At 58.7% G+C, this 1,343-nt stretch carries 1 protein-coding gene; it reads left to right on the top strand.

The window, feature by feature from the left end; translation table 11 throughout:
- Window positions 1–53 precede the first annotated feature (53 nt).
- On the top strand, window positions 54–1,304 hold the full coding sequence (locus ACNA1V_RS17365; RefSeq protein ID WP_415834822.1) for an IS256 family transposase: 1,251 nt from the start codon (window positions 54–56) through the stop codon (window positions 1,302–1,304).
- Window positions 1,305–1,343: the final 39 nt, after the last annotated feature.

Below are 1,343 nucleotides of genomic sequence, written 5' to 3'. Positions count from 1 at the left end.
GGGCCTGTCAGAGATTTCGTGTTTAAGGCATAACATGCACTCAAGGAGTGATTATGCCTCGCAAGACAAAGACCCCACTGCCGGTATTGCCGGTTATTCCAGCCGAACTGCTTGAACAGTTCGGTGACGGCCCGATGACGGCCGACGCTATCAATGCCGCGACGCTGGCCCTGAAGAAGGCCTTAATTGAACGTGCGCTGGCTGGTGAACTTAATCACCACCTGGGCTATTCGCCCGGCGCAGCCAAGCCCGCAGCGGTCAGCAACCAACGCAATGGCAAGGGTGCCAAAACGGTGCTGACCGAGGATGGCCCGATCCGCATCGAGGTTCCTCGCGACCGGGACGGTAGTTTCGAGCCTATTCTGATTCCCAAGCACGAGCGGCGTTTCACGGGTTTTGATGACAAGATCATTGCCATGTACGCCCGTGGCATGACGGTGCGCGAGATCCAGGGTTTCCTGCTGGAGCAGTATGGCACCGAGGTCTCGCCCGAGTTCATCAGCTCGGTCACCGACGAAGTCATGGCCGAGGTGACCGCCTGGCAGGCCAGGCCGCTGGAGATCATGTATCCGGTCGTGTTCTTCGACGCCCTGCGGGTCAAGATTCGCGAGGATGCGGTCGTTCGCAACAAGGCAGTCTACCTGGCCTTGGGTGTCATGCCCGATGGAACTCGCGACATCCTGGGGCTGTGGATTGAGAATACCGAAGGCGCCAAGTTCTGGATGCGAATCTTCAACGACCTGAAGACCCGTGGTGTGCATGACATCCTGATCGCCGTCACCGATGGACTCAAGGGCATGCCTGAGGCGCTGGCAGCCGTGTTTCCGGCCACAACACTGCAAACCTGCATCGTCCACCTGATCCGCAACAGCCTCGATTACGCCGGCTGGAAGGATCGTAAGCCGCTGGCCGCAGCCATCCGGCCGATCTATACCGCGCCCAGTGCTGAGGCGGCCTTGGCCGAGCTGGAAGCCTTTGCCCAAGGCCCTTGGGGACAGAAGTTTCCGACGGTCACTGCCGCCTGGCGTCATGCCTGGGATCGCGTCATTCCTTTCTTTGCCTTCCCGCCAGCGGTTCGCAAGGTCATCTACACGACCAACGCCATTGAGAACGTCAACGCGCAATTGCGCAAGATCATCAAGACTCGTGGCCACTTCCCGAGCGACGAAGCTGCCACCAAACTGATCTGGCTGGCGCTACGCAATATCACGGCCAAATGGAGCCGCACTGGCCATGATTGGAAGACAGCCATGAACCAATTCGCTATCCTTTACGAAGAACGATTCATCCGGCCTTCCGCCTGATGTTCAATCCGCCTTGAACACGGAATTGCTGACACTCCC

Source organism: Kerstersia similis, assembly GCF_965139615.1.
Taxonomy (GTDB): domain Bacteria; phylum Pseudomonadota; class Gammaproteobacteria; order Burkholderiales; family Burkholderiaceae_B; genus Kerstersia; species Kerstersia similis.
This window is presented reverse-complemented; position numbering and strand designations above follow the sequence as displayed.